Genomic DNA, 17,246 nt, shown 5'->3' with positions numbered 1-17,246 from the left:
CTTCGGTTACCGCCGCTTGCGCTTATTTTCGGCGCGGGCCATGGCGGCTTTGGCGCCTTTGGCGGCGGGGGAGGAGCCGCGGCCCTTGCCGGGGTTGGCCTTGCTGCCCTTCTGGCTGCGGCTGGGCTGGGCCACGTACTCGCGGCCGGTACGCTTGTCGATAGTTACGCCGGGCTTGAGCCACTCCTGCCGCTCGTGGAACGCGCCCTTGAACGTGGGGTCTTCGCGCTTGCGGCGCTCGTCCTTTTCGCGGTCCATTTCCTGCTGCTCCTCGAAGGAAGTGGGCACCACCACCACCTCGGGCGGCAGCGGCAGCAGCGGAATCGGCTGGCGGATCAGCTCCTCGATGCGCTGCATGTGGTGCATTTCGGCCTCGTTGGCGAAGGTGATGGCCGCGCCGGTGTGCCGGGCCCGGCCCGTGCGCCCGATGCGGTGCACGTAATCATCGTACACCAGCGGCACGTCGAAGTTGATAACGTGGCTGACCTCGGGCACGTCGATGCCGCGGGCGGCTACGTCGGTCGCCACCAGAAAGCGCACCTCGCCGGCCTTGAAGCCCTCCATGGCGTTGATGCGCGTATTCTGGCCCTTGTTGCCGTGAATGGCGCGCACCTCGCCGTGGGCCTTGCGGGCCAGAAAGCTGGCCACGTTCTCGGCGTTGGCCTTCGAGCGGGTGAAAATCATAACCCGATGAAACGTGTCCCAATCGAGGAACAGGTACTCCAGCAGGTTGATTTTGGTGATGAGGTTGGGCACTTCATACAGACTCTGGCTCACATTCTGGGCCGAAGTGGCGGCCGGCGTCACCTCCACCCGCACCGGAAACTCCAGAAATTCCTCGCTCAGCGTGGTCACCTTGTCGGGCATGGTGGCCGAAAACAGCACGTTCTGGCGCTTGCGCGGAATCACCTCCAGAATCCGCCGGATCTGGGGCATGAAACCCATGTCCATCATCTTGTCGGCCTCGTCCATCACCAGCGTTTTCAGCTCTTTCAGCACCAGCGCACCCTTCAGGTACAGCTCCATCAGCCGGCCGGGCGTGGCAATCAGAATATCAACGCCCTGAGCAATGGTTTCGATCTGGGTTTTCGGTCCCAGCCCGCCGTAGATGGCGAAAATGCGCAAATCGGTGTGGGTGGCCAGGCGCTGCAGGTGCTTTTCGAGCTGCATGGCCAGTTCGCGGGTGGGGGCCAGCACCAGGGCCCGCGGATGGTCGCCCTGGGCATATTTCACCTTCATGAGCAGCGGCAGCCCGAATGCGGCCGTTTTGCCGGTGCCCGTCTGGGCAATGCCCAGCACGTCGTGGCCAGCCAGCAGCAGCGGAATGGTTTGCTGCTGCACGGGCGTGGGCTCCGTGAAGCCCGCCTCGGCTACGGCCGTCAGCAGCTGCTTGTTGAGCTTGAAATCGGCAAAGGCAATGGGGGCAGGCGAATCGGACATGGTGCGGGGTGTAAGCGGCAAAGGTACGGCTTTGGCAGGGCTGGGCCCCGTCTGTCATCCTGAGCGGAGCGAAGGACCGATACAGAAGCTATTGTTTGAAGTTAGCCTCTGTATAGGTCCTTCGCTCCGCTCAGGATGACAGGCACGGAGCCAAATCACAAAAAAAATAGGCGAAACTTTTGACAATCCGGCGCGGGGCGCTACTTTTGTGGCATCAACACCCAACACGGTAGATATAGCTCAGCTGGTTAGAGCGTCGGATTGTGATTCCGAAGGTCGTGGGTTCGAGCCCCATTATTTACCCATTCTGAAAAAAGGCCTCTCCGCTTTGGTAGAGGCCTTTTTTCTTTGCAGGTTCGGGTCCGATCCGGGCTTGTGCGGCCGTCGGCGGGCACAATTCCGGCCCGTTGGCTGTTGGCCTGCCAGTTAACTTCGAAGTATGAACCCTTTTTCCTCTTTTGCTCTATGAGTCTGGTAATTATCGGCACGGTGGCCTTCGACGCCCTGGAAACCCCTTTCGGCAAAACCGACAAAATTGTGGGTGGCGCGGCTACCTACATCGGCCTGTCGGCCTCGTATTCGGTGAAACCGGTGAAGATTGTGGCCGTGGTCGGCGACGACTTCCCGCAGTCGGATATCCTGCTGCTTCAGGAGCACGGTGTCGATACCGAAGGCCTGCAGATCAAGGAGGGCGAGAAGTCGTTCTTCTGGTCGGGCAAGTACTCCAACGACCTGAACTCGCGCGAAACGCTGGCCACCGAGCTCAACGTGCTGGAAAACTTCGACCCCGTCCTGCCCGATTCGTACCAGGACTGCAAGTACCTCATGCTGGGCAACCTCTCGCCCCAGGTGCAGCGCCTCGTCATTCAGCGCCTCGTCAACCGCCCCAAGCTCATCGTGATGGACACGATGAATTTCTGGATGGACATTGCCCTAGATGAGCTGAAATCGACGATTGAGATGGTTGATGTGCTTAGCATCAACGACGAGGAAGCGCGGCAGCTGTCGGGCGAGCACTCGCTGGTGAAGGCTGCCAACGTGATTATGGAGCTGGGCCCGAAGTACCTCATCATCAAGAAGGGCGAGCACGGCGCGCTGCTGTTCCACCGCAAGGGCAACACCAACCACGTGTTCTACGCCCCGGCCCTGCCGCTGGAAGAAGTATTCGACCCGACGGGCGCTGGCGACACTTTCGCGGGCGGTTTCATCGGCCACCTGGCCGCCACCGACGACATCAGCTTCGAAAACATGAAGCGCGCCGTGGTGCACGGCTCGGCCATGGCTTCGTTCTGCGTGGAGAAGTTCGGCACTGAGCGCCTGCTCAACCTGAGCCAGGAAGAAATTGAGGCCCGCGAGCAGCTATTCGCCGAGCTCGTGGCCGTGCAGCCCGCCGCCGTAGTGGCCCAGGTATAGATTTTGAGCTGTTAGCTGGAGGAGAGTTGACAGAAAAAGCGCTGCCCCGGCCAAGTTTGGTCGGGGCAGCGCTTTTTTATGGCCGGAATCTTCCGCGGGCCCAATACAACCTTTGGCGGCGCGACGGGGTAAAATGGAACAGTATCTATTCTTCCATTCTAAACGCCATCGTCATGAGCAAGGACACGCAATATAAAGAGAACCCCGAGGTACCGAACCTGCAAAACCCCGACGGCGGCGCCGAAAACGTGCATCCGGCCAACACCGACAGCAACAACTCGGTTATCCAGAACCCCAGCCGCAACTCCGTCACCCAGGATGGCAACCCCACCAAGGGCAACACGGCCGGCGGCAACCTCAACGACACCACGCAGGCGCCCTACAACAAGCCCCGCAGCAACCCCCAGAACAACAAGCCCGCCTCCGTCGATGGCAACGCCAAAGCCGGCAAAAACAGCGACAACAGCCAGGACCACTAGTTTTTAAGCTGCAAGCCACAAGCTACAAGCTGCAAGCTCTACGGCCTGTCATCCTGAGCAAAGCGAAGGACCTTATCACGCCTGAACAAGCCGTTGTTACGATGGTCGTTCAAGATAGGTAAGGTCCTTCGCTTTGCTCAGGATGACAGGCCGTTAAGCTTGTAGCCTGCAGCTTGTGGCTTGCAGCTAACCGCTAGGGCACTACCTGCAGCCGCACGACCCGCGTATCTACGTCGCCTTTGTCGAAGAAGTCCTGCTCGAAGAGGATGGTGCGGTTGTCGAGCCAGCGGGGCTGGGTGCAGCCCCAGTCGGTTTGCCGCTCCCAGAGCAGGCGCGGGGCGGCTTCATCGAGGCTCCAGAGCTGCAGGCCGCTGGGCTCGAAGCGGGCCAGCACATCGGAGTTGCCGCACACGAAATGGCGGCCGTCGGGAGCAATAACGGGTGCAGCCATCAGCTGGGTGCGGCGGCCGGTGCGCTGGTCGACGAGCAGGTAATAGCCGCCCTCGTACAGGTGCACCGACAGCAGCCATTGCCGGATTTCGGGCAGTGTGGCCACGTACTCGTAGGCAACGTGGTTTTCGTTGTCGGCGGGGTTGTTGACGAGCCGGATGGCGGCCGTTTTGCTGGGCCGCAGCTGCAAGGTGCGGCCGGTGCGAACCACGCGCGGACCGGCCTGGGCGAGCCGCCGCCGCTCTTCTACCGTGAAGTCCAGAAACGAATCCTCTTCTTCCTCGGCCGATGCCGGCTTGGCTACCACCCAGGCAGGGCTGTGCAGTTGCTCGTAGGTGGGCCTAGCCGCCGGGTAAATGTGCAGCACCCGCCCCGACAGCTGCACCAGCGTATCGAGCCGCTCCAGCTTGTAGATGCGGGGCGGCTCGGGGGCCGGCAGGGCCAGCACCGGAATGTTGGGCCGGGGCTTCTCGGCCGGCTGCATCCTGAGCGAACAGGCCGGCAATGCCAGCGCCAGGGGCAGGGCGGCGGCCGCGGTACGAAACCGGAACATGACGGGCAGGGTCGAAGTGAGTCGGAAGGCGCGGCGGTGTCGGGCGGACAAAAAGCGGAGGGACGAAAACAAGCGGCTAAGTGCCTAAATGGCGGCGCGTGGACCAGGGCCACAGGAACGAAACGAAATTTTGCCAAGCTGGCATATTCCGTTCGGCAAAGGTACCAAAACCGCCCGCTCGTTGGGCATAGGGCAGCCGGAAATGATGAGGATAAGCCCAACATTCTCAGCGCTGCCCCAGCCGGCAGCCGCCGCAGGGCAACCAGCCGGCCGGCGCCGGCTTTCCGGCCGGTGAAAACCGATACGGTGCTTTATGGGAAGTTGGCAGGCGGCTAGAAATCCTGCTTGAGCCACTGCCGGAAGCTGGCCTGCTGCTCGGGCGTGGCGGTGGTGAGCTTCTCCACCATGAACTTCTGCCAGAAGCGGTGGGCTGGGTCGGCCTGCACTTCCACTGTCAGCAGCCGGTTCTGGCGGAACACCGTCAGCTCGTGGCGGTCGGCGCCGTCGGCGAGCAGGGTTTGCAGGTTCTGGGCCACGCGGCGGCCATTCACGGCCACGATTTCATCGTCTACGCTCAGGGCCAGGGCGGCGGGGGCATCGGGCAGAATATTGGTGACTTCGGTGCGGCCCTCGCGCAGCACGGCGCGGAAACCGTAAGTGCCCTCGGCAGCCGAGGCGTTTTCGGTGGTCAGCAGCCGGCAGCCCACAAAGCCCAGCACCCGGTTCAGTGGCTCTTCGAGCGGCGCGGTGCCGTAAATGAACTTGTCGAAATAGGCCTGCATGCTGCGCCCGGCCACTTCGCTCACCACGCGCTGGTAATCCGCCTCAGTGTAGCCCGTGCCGGTCTGCCCGAACTCGGTCCAGAGCTGACGCAGCACATCATCGAGGCTTTTCTGGTGGCCCGAAAGCTGGCGCAGCGTCAAATCGAGCAGCAAAGCCGCCAGCGCGCCCTTGTGGTACACCGACACCTTGCGGTCGGGCGCGCCGGGCTTGTAGCCGTCGAGCCAGAGGTCCATGCTGGCGTCGGCCACCGAGAGGTGGTAGCGGCCGTAGTCGTCGTAGTGCTTGCGCAGCACGCCGTTCAGCTCCTGGAAATATTGCTCGGCCGAAAACACGCCGGCGCGGGCCAGCAGGTAGTCGCCGTAATACGTGGTGAGGCCCTCGGCCACGAAGCAGGTGCGGAAGTAGTTTTCGCGGCTGAAATCGTAGGGTTGCAGCTCGATGGGGCGGATGCTTTTGATGTTCCAGACGTGAAATAGCTCGTGGCAGCTCACGCCCAGCAACTCCTTGTACAGCCCGTCGGTCATCAGCAGCTCGCCCGGCCCCAGCGTAATCACCGTCGAGTTCAGGTGCTCCACGCCGTGGTAGTGGGCGAAGGGCAGAATCTCGTTGAGAAAGTGGAAATCCTGGGCCGGAAAGCCGCCGAACAGCTGCAGCTGCTCCTCACTAAAGGCCCGGAAGTCGCGCACCAGTCGGGTCCAGTCGGGGGCGCACTCGCCCTGAATCCAGATATAAAACGGGATGCCCTGCACCTCGTAGTTGCGGTACTGCAGCGTGGGGCTGGCAATCAGGGGCGAATCGGCGAGGTGGTCGAAGCTTTGGGCCTCCAGCAGCCGGGGGCCGCGCTGGGGCAGCCCGCAGGCAATCTGCCAGTCCTCCGGGATGTCGAGCAGCAACTGGCAGGCTTCGTTCTGGCGACCTTCGATGTACATGAAAGCCTGCACGGGGTTGAGGTAGAGCTGACTTTCGTCGAGCCAGGAGCCGCCGGCGTCCATCTGGTGGGCGTAGAAGTTGTAGCGCACCCGCACCATGCGGCCCGCCGCGCCGCTCAGCTGCCAACGGTCCTTGGTGATTTTGCGGCTGCTCAGCGCCTCGCCCGAGGCGGCGTCTTCCAGCACCACGCGCTGCAGCTTCTGGGCGAAGTTCTGGAGCTCGTAGCGCCCCGGCCGCCACGCCGGCAGCTGCAGCTCCAGCGGCTCGGTGGCCTCGGCGGGCACTTCAAACGTCATTTGCACCTGCAGGTAGGCGGTGAGCGGGTTATCGAAGGAAACGTGGTAATGAATCATCAGTAGGGCTTTGGAAAGGCTAAACGAAGGTACGGGTGGGCGGTTGTTTTGGAACCGAACCGCCTGTCATCCTGAGCTTGCGAAGGACCTATACCTTCTGTATAGGTCCTTCGCTGCGCTCAGGATGACAATAGTTTCCGGGCGGGTACTTGCCTTTTTAAAATCAACCCCCTACCTTTGCCCGCCCTAGTTGTAATCGAGAGTCACTCACCAATACCATGAAACGTACTTTTCAGCCCTCGCAGCGCAAGCGCCGCAACAAGCACGGGTTCCGCTCGCGCATGGAAACCGCCAACGGCCGCAACGTAATTGCCCGCCGCCGCGCCAAAGGCCGCAAGCGCCTGACCGTATCTGACGAAGGCCGCCACAAGCGCTAGTATAGTGGCTGTTAGCTTGTAGCTGATAGCCGTTAGCTTTTTTGATTGCCACTCTTCCGCCCTGCGGATGCGTTGGGTTGTAGCGCGAAGCTTCCGCTTCGCGTTTCGTTGAACGGTTGCCCGTCCAGGCAGTCGGCAGCGAAACGCAAGGCGGAAGCTTCGCGCTACACTGCATTTAGGTAAGTTCTCAATCCGTGGATACTCCTTCCGAAAACAAGCTGACCGCCAGCAACCCGCCGCTGAAAGCCAGGAAACACACGTTTCCGAAGGCCGAGCACCTGTGCCGCAAAAAGCTCATCGACGAGCTTTTCAAGCAAGGTGCTTCGTTTGGCGTGTACCCGTTGCGGCTGGTGTGGCTGGCCGCGCCCGAACCCAGCCTGGCCCCGCCGCAGGTGCTGGTGAGCGTGAGCAAGCGCAACTTCAAGCGGGCCGTCGACCGTAACTACCTCAAGCGGCTGATGCGCGAGGCGTGGCGGCTGAACAAGTACCGGCTCGTGGAGGCCGAGGGTGGGCACCGGGTGGCGCAGTTGGCCATTATTTACACCGGCAAGGAAAAAAAGGACTTGGCGCTGCTCGAAAAAAAGCTAAATTCAGGGCTGGAGCGTTTACTCGCCGAAGCCGGTGCAACTCTTGCGGGTGGCAGCGGTTCCTAACGTAACCAGGCGCCCCGCCGCGGGCCGGAAATTCCGGCTGCAGTTGGGCCACGACGCTGCTTTTCAGCCCTTTCTATGCGCAAATCTCTTCTGGCGGCTACCGTTTTGGGCGGGGCCGTTGTGCTCGTATCCTTCCGGCCGGCCGATAACGAGCGGTACTTCGAAATCGCCAAGAACCTCGATATTTTCGCCACCCTGTTCAAGGAGGTGAATACGTATTATGTGGACGAGGTGCCGCCGGCCAAGCTGGTGAAAACGGGTATCGACGCCATGCTCAAGTCGCTCGACCCCTACACCAACTACATCGCCGAGGACGACATTGAGGATTTCCGCACGATGACGACCGGGCAGTACGGCGGCATTGGGGCGGTGGTGAGCAAGCGCAACGGCAAAACCGTGGTGCAGGCCGCCTACGAGGGCTACCCGGCCCAGAAAGCCGGCCTGCTGCCCGGCGACGAAATCCTGAACATCAACGGCGTGCTGGTCGATAAGAAGTCGAACGGCGACGTGAGCAAGCTGCTCAAGGGCCAGGCCAACTCGGTGGTGAAGCTGCTCGTGACCCGCTTCGGCCAGGAAGCGCCGGTGGAAATCAACATCACCCGCGACAAGATTCAGGTAGACAATGTGCCTTACTACGGCATGCTGACGCCCGAAATTGGCTATTTCCAGCTGAGCGGTTTCACGGTGGATGCGGGCAAGGAAGTGCGGCTGGCCGTTACCAAGCTCAAGGAGCAGGGCGCCAAAAAGCTGATTTTCGACATCCGTGACAACCCCGGCGGTTTGCTCAATGAGGCCGTGAATATCTCCAACCTGTTTGTGGATAAAGGCCGCGACATTGTGAGCACCAAGGGCAAGGTGGCCGACTGGAACAAGACCTACAAGGCCCTCGACGTGCCGCTGGACACTCAGATTCCAATGGTCGTCATCACCAGCAACCGCTCGGCGTCGGCCTCGGAAATCGTGTCGGGCGTGTTGCAGGACTACGACCGGGCCGTGCTGGTGGGCGAGCGGACGTTTGGCAAGGGCCTCGTGCAGGCCACCCGGCCGCTGAGCTACAACTCGCAGCTGAAGGTGACGACCGCCAAGTACTACATCCCGAGCGGGCGCTGCATCCAGGAAATCGACTACACCCACCGCGCCGACGACGGCACGCTGGGCAAAGTGCCCGACTCGTTGCGCACGGCCTTCAAAACCCAGGCCGGCCGCGCCGTGTACGACGGCGGCGGCGTGGCCCCCGATGTGGCCGTGCAGGAGCGCGAAATTGCCGACATCACCCGGGTATTGCTCCAGAAAAGCTACCTCTTCGACTACGCCACCCGCTACCGGGCCCAGCACCCTACTATTGTGCCGGCCCGGCAGTTCAAGCTCACCGACGCCGATTACCAGCAGTTCGTTGACTACCTCAAGGGCAAGGACATCAGCTACGAAACCGACACCGAGAAAGCCCTGACCAGCCTCACCAAGAAGCTCAAGGCCGAAAAGCACTACGACGACGTGAAGACGGAGCTGGAGGCTACGCGCCGCAAGGTTACGACCAACAAGGCCAACGACCTGACCCGCTTCAAGCCCGAAATCCGGGAGCTGCTGGAGCAGGAAATCGTGTCGCGCTACTACTTTCAGAAGGGCAGCATCGAGGCCAGCTTCGACGACGACCCCAACATTCTGCTGGCCCTGAACGTGCTCAACGACCAGCCCCGCTATACCGCTTTGCTGCGCCCCGGCACCACGGAGGCCAAAACCCGCCCCGAAGCCAAGCGCAACATGGGTAGCAGCGGCGGGAAATAAGTATTGCACCCGTAACGCCGCTGATTATGAAAAACCTTCGCGCCCGTATCACCCTGAATCCGCGTCAGTGCGGCGGCCGGCCCTGCATCCGCGGTATGCGGATTCGGGTGACTGACGTGCTTAATTTGCTGGCCGCCGGCCTTACCGTAGAGCAGCTATTGGCCGAGATGCCGGATTTGGAGCCGCTGGACGTGCAAGCGGCGTTGCAGTACGCCGCTCAACGCATTGACCATCCCTCATTGGCGGCATGACCTTCTGGCTGGATGCGCAACTTTCACCACTGCTGGCTGCCTGGTTACGCTGGCAGTTTAAGCTGAGCGCCTTTTCCTTGCAGGAAATCGGTTTACGCGACGCCGAAGATGAGGACATATTTCGAGCGGCGAAACAGGCTAGCGTAGTCGTGATAACCAAGGACGCCGATTTTCCGCAACTGCTGGAGCGTTTAGGTCCACCGCCCCAAGTTGTGTGGCTGACTTGTGGAAATACGTCTAATGAGAAGCTTCAGCAACTATTGTTGTCACTCCTTCCCCAAGTGCTGGAATTGCTGGCGGCGGGTGAACCATTAGTCGAAATAAGAGGAATCAATTAGTTTCTGGCGGCTACTACCGTCCCCGCAATGATAGCGTCCCCACGCCCACGATGCGGCGCGAGGCTTTTTCCTGCACCAGCACTACGGCCCGCAGGTTAGCCGTTTTCCAGGTCGGGTTGAGTTGCAGCGGCGCGGTAGTGGCGAAAGTGCCATCGGTAGCCGGAGTGCCGAGCGGGCGCAATGCCCGGACTACGGCGGCGTGGTGCAGCAGCCGGCCCGAGTTTTCGCCCCGTCCAACCTGGGTAGACAAGCCCGTTTCGGTGAGGGCCAGCAGCACTTCGGCAGGGCCGGTGCCGGTGGGCAACTGGCTGACGCGAATGGCTAGCGCCGTGGCCGAAGGGCGGCTGAGCGTTACGGTGGCGCGCGGGGCCTGAGCGGCGCGGGCTACGGCCTCGGCCAGTTTGGCGCGCTGGCTGCCCACGAATTCGTAGCGGCCATTGACCACCGCCTGGGGCGTGTAGGAGCCGGTGCCGAAACCTGCGGCGTAGTCGCGCTGGCGCTGGCTGAACTCAGGTGATGAGAACGGATCCTTCCAGCCCAGACGGTTCCAGTAGTCCACATGCTCGCCCAGGGCAATTACCTCCACACCGGCCACCGACTGGGCCACTGCCAACTCCCGCAACGCCGCGTCGGCCGCCGGGCAGCTGGAGCAGCCTTCCGACGTAAACAGCTCCACGACTACCGGTACCCTGGCGGCGGGGACGGCCGGTGAGGTTGCGGCCGGGCGGCTGCTTGTTGGCAACACAGCGGCGAGAAGGGCTAAGAAGATAGTAGGCAGGAGAAATTGCATGATAATCAGAAGAGTAGAGGATTGTAGATGGCCGCTGGCTTGTGGCTGAAGAGGGAGGATGGGCCGTTGTTGGCAACAGCAATGCGCAGCGGCTGGTTCGGTGCTAGGTTCGCGGGGCACCAGCTACCGGCCGCGCCCGTACCTTTGCACTATGTCCTCGTTGCTGCTGTCTTTAGAAACCTCGTCGCCCATCTGCTCGGTGGCCCTGCATCACCTCGAAACGGGCCGGCTGCTGGGCCACACCGAGCTACGGCTGGATAAGTCGCACTCCTCGCACCTGAGCGTGCTGATGGAGCAGCTGCTGGCCAATACGCTGCACGCGCTGGCCGATGTGGCCGCCGTGGCCGTGTCCGACGGGCCCGGTTCCTACACGGGTTTGCGCATCGGGGCCGCCGCCGCCAAGGGCTTGTGCTACGCGCTCGATGTGCCGCTGCTGGCCGTGGGCACGCTGCCCGCGCTGGCCCGGCAGGTAGCCAGCCACACTGCCCGCTCCGAACAGTATCAGTATTGCCCGATGCTCGATGCCCGCCGCATGGAGGTGTACGCTGCCCTCTACCGCGCCGATGGCGCCGAAATGCTGCCGCCCGCGCCGCTGCTGCTCGACGAAACCACGCTAACCGAACAAATGGCCGCCCATCCGGTGTTATTCTTTGGCAGCGGGGCCGCGAAGTTCCAGCCGCTGATGACCGGGCAGCCTAACGCCTTTTTCCTGCCCGGCATCGAACCCTCGGCCGTGGCCGTAGGCGAGCTGGCCCTGGAGGCCCACCAGCGCCAGGAGTTCCGCGACGTAGCCTACTACGAGCCGTTTTACCTGAAGGAAGTGTACACAACCACATCCAAAAAGTAGCTTCCTCTTTACCCTGACTAGCTAACTATCATGGACGAATTCATCAACCGCGTTGCCCAAAGCGCCCTCGTCACGCTCAACCTTGAAGAGTTTATTCACCCCGGCGAGCGGGTGGTGTACGACATCAAGGACAACCTCTTCCAGGGCCTGATGCTGCGCGAAAAGGACTTCCGCGCCTTTGTGAAAGACCACGACTGGAGCCAGTACGACGGCCAGAACGTAGCCATCATCTGCTCCGTGGATGCCATTGTGCCCACCTGGGCCTACATGGTGCTGGCCGGCAAGCTCCAGGGCCACGCTCACCGCTACGTGTTCGGCGACCTGGCCGCGCTGGAGCAGGACCTGTTCCACGAAGCCATTGCCGCCATCGACGCCGAGCAGTACCGCGACGCCAAGCTGGTGATTAAAGGCTGCGGCGAGAAGCCCGTGCCCACCTACGCCTACGTGGCCATCATGCAGAAACTGCTGCCCGTAGCTAGCAGCATTATGTACGGCGAGCCGTGCAGTACTGTGCCGCTTTACAAGCGTCCCAAAGTAGCTTCAGTTTAGTCGAGGCTTTAGACGCCTGGTCTGCTAAGTATGAATACTATAGGAAAAGCCCCCAAAGCGCAGGTTTCGGGGGCTTTCTCGTTGATTTCATACTGATTACAAGCCGCGAATGGTTACCCATTCAAACCTGGAGGGCGGTTTCAGGAAACGGGGCGCAGGCTGATTGCGGGCCAAACATGCATAATTCCGCATCTTTGACCTGCCAATTACTCTTTCATGAGCCAACCGATTGCCCCCGCTTACAAAATCAGTGTCCTGACCGGCATTTCCATCGTGGTGGCCAATATGGTGGGCACTGGCGTTTTCACCAGTCTCGGTTTTCAGGTAATCGATATCCAGAGCGGGTTTGCCCTGCTGATGCTCTGGGCGGTGGGCGGCGTTATTGCCCTGTGCGGGGCGCTGAGCTACGGCGAGTTGGCCGCCGCCATGCCCCGCTCGGGCGGCGAGTACCATTACCTGTCGAAAATTTACCACCCGGCGCTGGGGTTTCTGTCGGGCTGGGTGTCGGCCACGGTGGGCTTTGCGGCGCCCACGGCCGCCGCGGCGCTGGCCCTGGAGCAATACGCTGCCAGCGTGTGGCCCGGCTTGCCGCCCAAGCTGCTGGCGGTGAGCGTGGTGCTGTTGCTGACGTTGGTGCACGGCATCAGCAGCCGGGCCGGCAGCCGGTTGCAGGTGGCCGTAACGGCCCTCAAGGTGGTCGTGCTGGTCGGCTTTATTGGCGTCGGACTGCTGGTAGCCACGCCCCAGCCGCTGGCCTTCGCGCCCCAGGGCCCGGCTGATTGGGGCGTGCTGCTGAGTCCGGCCTTTGCCGTGTCGCTCATCTTCGTGTCGTATGCTTATTCGGGCTGGAACGCGGCCGTGTACCTGACCGGCGAAATCGACCAGCCCCAGCGCAACCTGCCCCGGATTCTGCTGACGGGCACCGCGCTGGTACTGGTACTGTACGTGGCCCTGAACTTCATTTTCCTGTATTCCACGCCCATCAGCGCCTTAAAAGGGCAGGTGGAAGTGGGCTTCGTAGCGGCTACCAGCCTGTTCGGGCCGGGCGGCGGGCGGCTCATGGGCGGGCTGATTGCGGCGTTGCTCGTGTCCACCATCAGCTCCATGATTTTCGCCGGCCCCCGTATTGTGCAGGTGATGGGCGAGGATTTACCGGCCCTGCACTTTCTGGCCAAGCGGAGCGCGGCGGGCGTGCCGGTGCGGGCGCTGCTGTTTCAGCTGGCCCTCACGCTGCTGTTCGTGCTGGAGTCGTCGTTTGCGCAGGTGGTGGTGTACGCGGGCTTTATCCTGACGCTGTTCACCTTCCTGACCGTGCTGGGCCTGTTCGTGCTCCGGGTGCGGCAGCCGGATTTAGTGCGGCCCTACCGCGCCTGGGGCTACCCGCTCACGCCGCTGCTGTTTCTGCTGCTCAACGGCTGGACACTCTGGTACATCGCCCGCGACAAGCCCACCGAAACCCTTTACGGCCTCGCCACCTTGCTGGCCGGTTTGCTGGTGTACGGCCTGAGCCGGCTCCGCAAATAGTAGCCTTTCCTTAACTCCACTCTATGCGCTTTACCACTCCTCAACGCCTGCTGCCGGCCGTGCTGCTATTGCTGGCAGCCTGCAACGAGCCCTCGACCACCAAAACCGAGCAGTCCGCCACGCCCCCGGCCACCGCCCCCGATACCACTGTAGCCTTGGCGCCGCCCAAGCCTGCCGTGCCCGATACAGCCGCCATCCACAACGTGGCTGCCTACCTGGCCGGCCTCCCCGTGAGCCAAGGCAGCGACCTGCAGCCACTGGAAACCCGGCCCGCCTGGCAGGCCTACGCCGCCGACGCCGACAAAAGCTGGACCAAGTACCATGCCGCCCGCACGGCTAAAATCGAAGCCTGGGCCGCCACCGAGCTGGATTCGGTGCGCGCTGACAGCCCCACCATTTTCTACCCCTTCAGCGGCCCCGATTTCCTGAACGTGACCACCATGTTCCCCGGCAGCCAGACCTACGTGCTGCTGGGCCTCGAACCCGTAGGCACCGTGCCCAGCCGCGCCAACCTCGAAAACAGCAAGCTTTTCCCGGCGCTCAAGGAGTCGTTGTGGTCGGTGTTGAACTTCAGCTTTTTCCGCACCAACTCGATGGCCGTGAACCTCAAATCGGTGGAGCTGGATGGGGCCCTGCCGCTGATGTTGCTGTTTGCCGCCCGCACCCAGCACCAGGTCGAGGCCGTGCGCTACGTGCAACTCCTGCCCGATGGCCAGCTCGCCGAGGCCGACTCGACCCTCATCCGCAAACCCAGCCGCAAAGTGACACCCGGCGTCGAACTGAAGCTGCGCTCGGCCAGCGGCCAGGCCAAAACGGTGCAGTATTTCTCAGTTGATATCAGCGACGGACAGCTAGGCCAGACCCAGGAAGCCGCCCTCAAGTACGTGCGCACCCTGGGCCCGCTGACCACCTACGTGAAGTCGGCCACCTACTTGATGCACAAATCCTACTTCAGCAAAGTGCGCAACCTGGTGCTGGAGCGCAGCAATTTCGTGTTGCAGGACGATTCGGGCATTGCCATGAAGTACTTCAAGCCCGCCGATTGGCAGCTGACCTACTATGGCACCTACAAGCGCCCCATCAACCTGTTCGCCAAGCAGTACCAGCCCGCAATGACGGCCGCTTACGCCGACAAGGCCAATCCGCCCCGTCCGCTGCCCTTCGGCACCGGCTACAACTGGCGCGAAAACGATTCTAACCTGCTGCTCGCCCGCCGCGTCGGGCCCGTAGCCGAGTAGGAGCGGGAGTGAGCAGAATGGCAGCGCCGGGTTCCAGCAGGAGCCCGGCGCTTTTTTGTGGAGCGGTGGTGCTTTTTCGTCAAGCCGTTGCTGCTATTGTCAGGTCGAAAGGAAGCCACTCTATATAGTATGCCCGCTAGATCAGGAAAAGCGGCGTTTCGGCTTGGTATATTATTGAAGAAGCGAAGTGGCTTCTATAGGAGAGGGAGAGAAGTTTTTCCGACCTTTAAGTATATGACGCGTCCTGTTGCCCTGCTTGCCTGTAGCCTCTTTTCTGTCCTGCTGACTTCTCTCGGCCCAGCTGCCAAACAAAGTAGTCCTGCCCCCGCCAGCGCTAATAGCCCATTACTCGACAGCCTGCTCCACGCCGATGCCCGCCTGCTGCCCGTAGTGGAGCGCGCCGATGAATACGAGCTGCAGATTATCTACACCCAGATCAACCGCGACGCCGAGCAACGCCCCACGTTCGTCGAGCACACGTTTCGGCTCGATGCCAGCCACTACTTCAACCCGGCCAGCCTCGTGAAGCTGCCCACCGTGGCCCTCGCCCTCGAAAAGCTCAACCGCCTGCACCAGCCCGGCCTCACCCGCCGCTCGCCCATGCGCACCGGCACGGCCTTCCGCTGCCAAACGCCCGCCCCCTACGTGGCCTCGGCCGACTCCGACCGCATCAATACTGTGGGCAATTATGCCAAGCGCATGCTGCTCGTCAGCGACAACGGGGCCTACAATCGGCTCTACGAATTCCTGGGCCAGCGCCCGCTCAATGAGCGCCTGGCCGAGCTGGGCTACCCCGAAACCCGTATCGTGCGCCGCTTCGCCCCCTGCGACACTGCTGCCAACCGCCACACCAATCCCATCGAGTTCCGCAACCCAGCCACCGGCCAGGTCAGCTACCAGCAGCCCGCCGCCGTAAACCTCCGGCCCTTCGATTTCCCGCTGGGCCAGATCAGCAAAGGCCGCGCCCACCAGGCCGGCGGCCGCATCGTGCCCGGCCCCTACGATTTCACTACCGCCAATTACCTGCCGCTCCAATCCATAACCGGGATGCTTCGGGCACTGCTCTTCCCCGAGGCCGTACCCCCCAGCCAGCGTTTACGGCTCACTGACGATGATTATAGCTTCCTGCGCTACTACCTGCACCACACGCCCCACGGCTCGGGCTACTCGCTCTACCAGCCCGCCCGGTACTTCGACGCCTACAAAAAGTACCTGTATTACGGCCGCAAACCCACTGTTGCCGCCGAGCCGGGCCTGCGCATCTATAATATAGTAGGCATGTCGCACGGCTTTCTGTCCGACGTTGCCTACTTCGCCGACTCCACCAACCGGTCGGAATTTATGCTCAGCGCTGTGCTCTACGTGAATAAAAACGGCATAATCAACGACGGAACCTACGAATACGAAACCGTAGGCCTACCTTTTCTGGCCGCGCTAGGCCAGCAAATCCGCCACTACGAAGCCACACGTACCAGGCCTGCGGCTGACCTGCCAGCTGAATTCACCCAGCTGGAAACTGTTCGCTAACGCAACGCACAAAAAGAAAGTAGCTGATTGTGTGGGTTGAAGCGGGCCTTGAACGAGTATTTTGCCTGCCGGGTTTGCATCCTCCGTCCCAAACTCCCACTTTTGCATCCCCAACCGGAACGCGGCGGGGTAAGGTTCTCCCTTGGGAAAGCCGCTTGAAAAAAAAGTTACCTTAAACAGTTGCGGAAGTCGAAAAGGTTTAGTTACCTTTGCACCCCGCTTCAACCGGAAGCGCTTTCACTCTTGCCAGACAAGCTACCTGAAAAGGCGGCACAGGCTAGCGGGAAGGCCGAAAAGAGAAAAACTTTTTCTTGCTTCGGTCTTGCAGAAAGCGAAAAGCTGCTTACCTTTGCAGCCCGCTTCAACCGGAAGGGGCAACAGCAACCAAGAAAAGAAACACTTCGAAAAAAAAGTTTTCTTCTTTTGCTTGTCGCAACCAGAAACGGTTGTACCTTTGCAGCCCGCTTCGATCGGAAGGGGCACACAGCAACACCGCCTCGCTTGGTGAGGCACACGGCAGACTCCAATTGGGAGTGATGCACACGTTCTTTGAATGACTGGAAAAGACAATATAGGTAAGACCTGCGGCGGTAACGCAACAGGCAAAATGAGTGACGCGAATCAGTTCTTTCTTTCGGGAAGGAGCAACATAAGGGTCGGATCAGCACTTGACATCAGCTGTGCTTCGGCATAGTGTAGAGAAATCTTACAATGGAGAGTTTGATCCTGGCTCAGGATGAACGCTAGCGGCAGGCCTAATACATGCAAGTCGAACGGGTGTTCTTCGTACTACTAGTGGCGCACGGGTGCGTAACGCGTAACCAATCTGCCCTGAACTGGGGGATAGCCCGCCGAAAGGCGGATTAATACCGCATAAACCAACAGAACGGCATCGTTTAATTGGTAAAGATTTATTGGTTCAGGATGAGGTTGCGTGCCATTAGCTAGTTGGCGGGGTAAAGGCCC

Annotated in this window: 16 protein-coding genes, 1 tRNA gene and 1 rRNA gene; 14 read left to right on the top strand and 4 right to left on the bottom strand. The window is 61.3% G+C overall.

Features of this window, described 5'->3' with window-relative positions:
• Positions 1-6: 6 nt before the first annotated feature.
• A complete protein-coding gene (locus H145_RS0111960; protein WP_019948389.1) occupies positions 7-1,440 on the bottom strand; it encodes a DEAD/DEAH box helicase in 1,434 nt (477 codons plus the stop codon).
• A gap of 229 nt (positions 1,441-1,669) precedes the next feature.
• Here H145_RS0111960 and H145_RS0111955 point away from each other — a divergent pair.
• From H145_RS0111955 to H145_RS0111945, 3 genes are all read left to right on the top strand, one after another.
• Positions 1,670-1,743: transfer RNA gene (locus H145_RS0111955), tRNA-His, on the top strand.
• Positions 1,744-1,905: 162 nt separating this feature from the next.
• Positions 1,906-2,853, top strand: coding sequence for a PfkB family carbohydrate kinase (locus H145_RS0111950; protein WP_019948388.1), 948 nt, complete (start codon positions 1,906-1,908; stop codon positions 2,851-2,853).
• A 173-nt stretch (positions 2,854-3,026) separates the two neighbouring features.
• Positions 3,027-3,332 (top strand): hypothetical protein, encoded by a 306-nt coding sequence (locus tag H145_RS0111945; RefSeq protein WP_019948387.1) that lies wholly within the window; start codon positions 3,027-3,029, stop codon positions 3,330-3,332.
• Between the two features lie 193 nt (positions 3,333-3,525).
• Here H145_RS0111945 and H145_RS0111940 read toward each other — a convergent pair whose 3' ends face one another.
• Together H145_RS0111940 and H145_RS21090 are read right to left on the bottom strand one after the other, a co-directional pair.
• The gene (locus tag H145_RS0111940) at positions 3,526-4,335 is read right to left on the bottom strand and encodes a hypothetical protein (RefSeq protein WP_019948386.1); all 810 of its coding nucleotides are present in this window, start codon (positions 4,333-4,335) and stop codon (positions 3,526-3,528) included.
• Between the two features lie 332 nt (positions 4,336-4,667).
• Positions 4,668-6,401 (bottom strand): M61 family metallopeptidase, encoded by a 1,734-nt coding sequence (locus H145_RS21090; RefSeq protein WP_019948385.1) that lies wholly within the window; start codon positions 6,399-6,401, stop codon positions 4,668-4,670.
• A 218-nt stretch (positions 6,402-6,619) separates the two neighbouring features.
• Between H145_RS21090 and rpmH the strand changes: the two genes are divergently transcribed.
• From rpmH to H145_RS0111910, 5 genes are all read left to right on the top strand, one after another.
• Positions 6,620-6,778: a 50S ribosomal protein L34 gene (gene rpmH, locus H145_RS0111930; RefSeq protein WP_019948384.1), complete on the top strand. Its 159-nt coding sequence runs from the start codon at positions 6,620-6,622 to the stop codon at positions 6,776-6,778.
• 194 nt (positions 6,779-6,972) lie between these two features.
• Complete coding sequence (gene rnpA, locus H145_RS0111925) at positions 6,973-7,431, top strand: ribonuclease P protein component (RefSeq protein WP_019948383.1); 459 nt, start codon at positions 6,973-6,975, stop codon at positions 7,429-7,431.
• A 75-nt stretch (positions 7,432-7,506) separates the two neighbouring features.
• Positions 7,507-9,216: a S41 family peptidase gene (locus tag H145_RS0111920; RefSeq protein ID WP_033426194.1), complete on the top strand. Its 1,710-nt coding sequence runs from the start codon at positions 7,507-7,509 to the stop codon at positions 9,214-9,216.
• Positions 9,217-9,242: 26 nt separating this feature from the next.
• Entirely contained in the window at positions 9,243-9,467 is a 225-nt protein-coding gene (locus H145_RS0111915; RefSeq protein WP_026351464.1) for a DUF433 domain-containing protein, read from the top strand.
• Positions 9,464-9,805, top strand: coding sequence for a DUF5615 family PIN-like protein (locus H145_RS0111910; protein ID WP_019948380.1), 342 nt, complete (start codon positions 9,464-9,466; stop codon positions 9,803-9,805). The genes H145_RS0111915 and H145_RS0111910 overlap by 4 nt, the downstream gene beginning before the upstream one ends.
• A 13-nt stretch (positions 9,806-9,818) precedes the next feature.
• Here the strand turns inward: H145_RS0111910 and H145_RS21085 are convergent, their stop codons facing one another.
• The gene (locus H145_RS21085) at positions 9,819-10,550 is read right to left on the bottom strand and encodes a DUF1223 domain-containing protein (RefSeq protein ID WP_169513188.1); all 732 of its coding nucleotides are present in this window, start codon (positions 10,548-10,550) and stop codon (positions 9,819-9,821) included.
• A gap of 196 nt (positions 10,551-10,746) precedes the next feature.
• Here H145_RS21085 and tsaB point away from each other — a divergent pair, with 196 nt between their 5' ends.
• From tsaB to H145_RS0111875, 6 genes are all read left to right on the top strand, one after another.
• The gene (tsaB, locus tag H145_RS0111900) at positions 10,747-11,442 is read left to right on the top strand and encodes a tRNA (adenosine(37)-N6)-threonylcarbamoyltransferase complex dimerization subunit type 1 TsaB (protein WP_019948378.1); all 696 of its coding nucleotides are present in this window, start codon (positions 10,747-10,749) and stop codon (positions 11,440-11,442) included.
• A gap of 30 nt (positions 11,443-11,472) precedes the next feature.
• On the top strand, positions 11,473-11,991 hold the full coding sequence (locus tag H145_RS0111895) for a DUF2480 family protein (RefSeq protein ID WP_019948377.1): 519 nt from the start codon (positions 11,473-11,475) through the stop codon (positions 11,989-11,991).
• Between the two features lie 216 nt (positions 11,992-12,207).
• Positions 12,208-13,515, top strand: a complete 1,308-nt coding sequence (locus H145_RS0111890) for an APC family permease (RefSeq protein ID WP_019948376.1) — start codon at positions 12,208-12,210, stop codon at positions 13,513-13,515.
• 23 nt (positions 13,516-13,538) lie between these two features.
• Positions 13,539-14,753: a hypothetical protein gene (locus tag H145_RS21080; protein ID WP_019948375.1), complete on the top strand. Its 1,215-nt coding sequence runs from the start codon at positions 13,539-13,541 to the stop codon at positions 14,751-14,753.
• A 234-nt stretch (positions 14,754-14,987) separates the two neighbouring features.
• Complete coding sequence (locus H145_RS0111880; protein WP_071595174.1) at positions 14,988-16,280, top strand: serine hydrolase; 1,293 nt, start codon at positions 14,988-14,990, stop codon at positions 16,278-16,280.
• 708 nt (positions 16,281-16,988) lie between these two features.
• Positions 16,989-17,246, top strand: a 16S ribosomal RNA gene (locus tag H145_RS0111875); the annotation flags it as partial.

It is taken from the genome of Hymenobacter aerophilus DSM 13606 (assembly GCF_000382225.1).
GTDB lineage: Bacteria > Bacteroidota > Bacteroidia > Cytophagales > Hymenobacteraceae > Hymenobacter > Hymenobacter aerophilus.
The sequence above is the reverse complement of the archived record's forward strand: the minus strand, read 5'-3'. Positions and strand labels throughout refer to the sequence as shown.

Excerpts from the sequence above, each read along its gene's own strand:
- tsaB (WP_019948378.1), top strand. The coding sequence starts at position 10,747 with ATGTCCTCGTTGCTGCTGTCTTTAGAAACCTCGTCGCCCATCTGCTCG.
- H145_RS0111915 (WP_026351464.1), top strand. The coding sequence starts at position 9,243 with ATGAAAAACCTTCGCGCCCGTATCACCCTGAATCCGCGTCAGTGCGGC.
- H145_RS0111890 (WP_019948376.1), top strand. The coding sequence starts at position 12,208 with ATGAGCCAACCGATTGCCCCCGCTTACAAAATCAGTGTCCTGACCGGC.
- H145_RS0111950 (WP_019948388.1), top strand. The coding sequence starts at position 1,906 with ATGAGTCTGGTAATTATCGGCACGGTGGCCTTCGACGCCCTGGAAACC.
- H145_RS0111940 (WP_019948386.1), bottom strand. The coding sequence starts at position 4,335 with ATGTTCCGGTTTCGTACCGCGGCCGCCGCCCTGCCCCTGGCGCTGGCA.
- H145_RS0111920 (WP_033426194.1), top strand. The coding sequence starts at position 7,507 with ATGCGCAAATCTCTTCTGGCGGCTACCGTTTTGGGCGGGGCCGTTGTG.
- H145_RS0111910 (WP_019948380.1), top strand. The coding sequence starts at position 9,464 with ATGACCTTCTGGCTGGATGCGCAACTTTCACCACTGCTGGCTGCCTGG.
- H145_RS0111960 (WP_019948389.1), bottom strand. The coding sequence starts at position 1,440 with ATGTCCGATTCGCCTGCCCCCATTGCCTTTGCCGATTTCAAGCTCAAC.
- H145_RS21080 (WP_019948375.1), top strand. The coding sequence starts at position 13,539 with ATGCGCTTTACCACTCCTCAACGCCTGCTGCCGGCCGTGCTGCTATTG.
- rpmH (WP_019948384.1), top strand. The coding sequence starts at position 6,620 with ATGAAACGTACTTTTCAGCCCTCGCAGCGCAAGCGCCGCAACAAGCAC.
- H145_RS0111945 (WP_019948387.1), top strand. The coding sequence starts at position 3,027 with ATGAGCAAGGACACGCAATATAAAGAGAACCCCGAGGTACCGAACCTG.
- H145_RS0111880 (WP_071595174.1), top strand. The coding sequence starts at position 14,988 with ATGACGCGTCCTGTTGCCCTGCTTGCCTGTAGCCTCTTTTCTGTCCTG.
- H145_RS0111895 (WP_019948377.1), top strand. The coding sequence starts at position 11,473 with ATGGACGAATTCATCAACCGCGTTGCCCAAAGCGCCCTCGTCACGCTC.
- H145_RS21090 (WP_019948385.1), bottom strand. The coding sequence starts at position 6,401 with ATGATTCATTACCACGTTTCCTTCGATAACCCGCTCACCGCCTACCTG.